The 3,292-nt window shown below is 56.6% G+C and carries 1 rRNA gene; it reads left to right on the forward strand.

The annotated features are described in order from the left end of the window. The first annotated feature begins 154 nt into the window (after positions 1 to 154). A 23S ribosomal RNA gene (locus ABZ493_RS21680) occupies positions 155 to 3,270 on the forward strand. Positions 3,271 to 3,292: the final 22 nt, after the last annotated feature.

The following is a 3,292-nucleotide window of genomic DNA, read 5'->3' on the forward strand; positions in this document are numbered from 1 at the left end:
AAGGGGGTAGGCGTGCCGGGTGTCTGCGGGTCGTCCGTTGCTTGAGAACTGCACAGTGGACGCGAGCATCCCAGATGTTCAGTACTTGTTCCTTGTCTTCTTCTTTGAAGGGGTGGGGGAACGAGTTTTCTGATCTCTGTGAAATATTGTAGTGTGTCGAAGTTTTTAAGGGCACAGGGTGGATGCCTTGGCACTAGGAGCCGAAGAAGGACGTGGTAGCCTGCGATAAGCCTCGGGGAGTTGGCAAACGAGCTGTGATCCGAGGGTGTCCGAATGGGGGAACCCGGCTGGGGTCATGCCCAGTCACCTGCATCTGAATACATAGGGTGTAGGGGGGAACGTCGGGAAGTGAAACATCTCAGTACCGACAGGAAGAGATATTCCGTGAGTAGTGGCGAGCGAAAGCGGATGAGGCCAAACCGTGTGTGTGTCAAGCTGTCAGGCGTTGCACATGCGGGGTTGTGGGACCTTCTGACCAGATCTGACAGTCTGGTAGCCAGTAAGAAAGCCGTGTCATAGTCGAACCGCATTGAAAGGCGGACCGTAGTGGGTGTGAGTCCCGTAGACGAAATGGTGCGGCCTGGTTGAGGGGATCCCAAGTAGCACGGGGCCCGAGAAATCTCGTGTGAATCTGGCAAGACCACTTGCTAAGCCTAAATACTACCTAGTGACCGATAGCGGACTAGTACCGTGAGGGAAAGGTGAAAAGTACCCCGGGAGGGGAGTGAAATAGTACCTGAAACCGTGTGCCTACAATCCGTCGGAGCCTCCTTAGCAGGGGTGACGGCGTGCCTTTTGAAGAATGAGCCTGCGAGTTAGTGCTCGGTGGCGAGGTTAACCCGTGTGGGGAAGCCGTAGCGAAAGCGAGTCCGAATAGGGCGTGATAGTCGCCGGGTCTAGACCCGAAGCGAAGTGATCTAGCCATGGGCAGGTTGAAGCGCCGGTAAGACGGCGTGGAGGACCGAACCCACTTAGGTTGAAAACTGAGGGGATGACCTGTGGTTAGGGGTGAAAGGCCAATCAAACTTCGTGATAGCTGGTTCTCCCCGAAATGCATTTAGGTGCAGCGTCACGTGTTTCTTGCCGGAGGTAGAGCTACTGGATGGCTAATGGGCCCTACCAGGTTACTGACGTCAGCCAAACTCCGAATGCCGGTAAGACATAGCGTGGCAGTGAGACTGCGGGGGATAAGCTTCGTAGTCGAGAGGGAAACAGCCCAGATCATCGGCTAAGGCCCCTAAGCGTGTGCTCAGTGGGAAAGGATGTGGAGTTGCACAGACAACCAGGAGGTTGGCTTAGAAGCAGCCACCCTTGAAAGAGTGCGTAATAGCTCACTGGTCAAGTGATTCCGCGCCGACAATGTAGCGGGGCTCAAGTACACCGCCGAAGCCGTGGCACTCACACAGTAACCCAGCATCGACTTGATCGGTGTTCAGGTGTGTGGGTGGGTAGGGGAGCGTCGTGTGGGCAGTGAAGCTGCAGGGTGACCTAGTGGTGGAGCCTACACGAGTGAGAATGCAGGCATGAGTAGCGAATGACGGGTGAGAAACCCGTCCGCCGAATGACCAAGGGTTCCAGGGCCAGGTTAATCCGCCCTGGGTAAGTCGGGACCTAAGGCGAGGCCGACAGGCGTAGTCGATGGACAAGGAGTTGATATTCTCCTACCGGCGAAGAACCGCCCATACCGAGCCCGGTGATGCTAACCATCCCAAACCACCACCGAGATCCTTCGGGATCTCACCGGTGGGGCGGCGTGGGACCCGAACCGGTAGTAGGTAAGCGTGTTAACAGGGGTGACGCAGGAAGGTAGCCCGGCGTGGCGATGGTAGTCCACGTCCAAGGTTGTAGCCCGCTTCGTAGGCAAATCCGCGAAGCACATAGGGTGAGAACTGATAGTGACCGCGTATGCGGGAATCGGGTGATCCTCTGCTGCCAAGAAAAGCCTCGACGCGAGGTTCTAGCCGCCCGTACCCCAAACCGACTCAGGTGGTCAGGTAGAGAATACCAAGGCGATCGAGCGAATCGTGGTTAAGGAACTCGGCAAAATGCCCCCGTAACTTCGGGAGAAGGGGGGCCCGAACCGTGAACCGGACTTGCTCCGGGGAGGCGGGGAGGGCCGCAGAGACCAGGGAGAAGCGACTGTTTACTAAAAACACAGGTCCGTGCGAAGTCGCAAGACGATGTATACGGACTGACGCCTGCCCGGTGCTGGAAGGTTAAGAGGACGGGTCAACTTCGGTGAAGCCCAGAATTTAAGCCCCAGTAAACGGCGGTGGTAACTATAACCATCCTAAGGTAGCGAAATTCCTTGTCGGGTAAGTTCCGACCTGCACGAATGGCGTAACGACTTCTCCGCTGTCTCAACCGCGAGCTCGGCGAAATTGCACTACGAGTAAAGATGCTCGTTACGCGCAGCAGGACGGAAAGACCCCGGGACCTTTACTATAGCTTGGTATTGGTGTTCGGTGTGGCTTGTGTAGGATAGGTGGGAGACTGTGAAACCCGGCCGCCAGGTCGGGTGGAGTCATCGTTGAAATACCACTCTGGCCATATCGACCATCTAACCTCGGTCCGTGATCCGGATCAGGGACAGTGCCTGGTGGGTAGTTTAACTGGGGCGGTTGCCTCCCAAAATGTAACGGAGGCGCTCAAAGGTTCCCTCAGCCTGGTTGGCAATCAGGTGGCGAGTGCAAGTGCACAAGGGAGCTTGACTGTGAGACCGACAGGTCGAGCAGGGACGAAAGTCGGAACTAGTGATCCGGCGGTGGCTTGTGGAAGCGCCGTCGCTCAACGGATAAAAGGTACCCCGGGGATAACAGGCTGATCTTGCCCAAGAGTCCATATCGACGGCATGGTTTGGCACCTCGATGTCGGCTCGTCGCATCCTGGGGCTGGAGTAGGTCCCAAGGGTTGGGCTGTTCGCCCATTAAAGCGGTACGCGAGCTGGGTTTAGAACGTCGTGAGACAGTTCGGTCCCTATCCGCTGCGCGCGCAGGAAACTTGAGAAGGGCTGTCCCTAGTACGAGAGGACCGGGACGGACGAACCTCTGGTGTGCCAGTTGTTCCGCCAGGAGCACGGCTGGTTAGCTACGTTCGGAAGGGATAACCGCTGAAAGCATCTAAGCGGGAAGCCTGCTTCAAGATGAGGTTTCCATCCCCCACGGGGGTGAAGGCACCCAGCTAGACCACTGGGTAGATAGGCCGGATGTGGAAGACAGGACCAAAGACTGTCGGAGCTGACCGGTACTAATAAGCCAACAACTTCACACACACTCAAACACTGTTTGACAAT

Source organism: Isoptericola sp. NPDC019482 (assembly GCF_040632295.1).
GTDB lineage: Bacteria > Actinomycetota > Actinomycetes > Actinomycetales > Cellulomonadaceae > Isoptericola.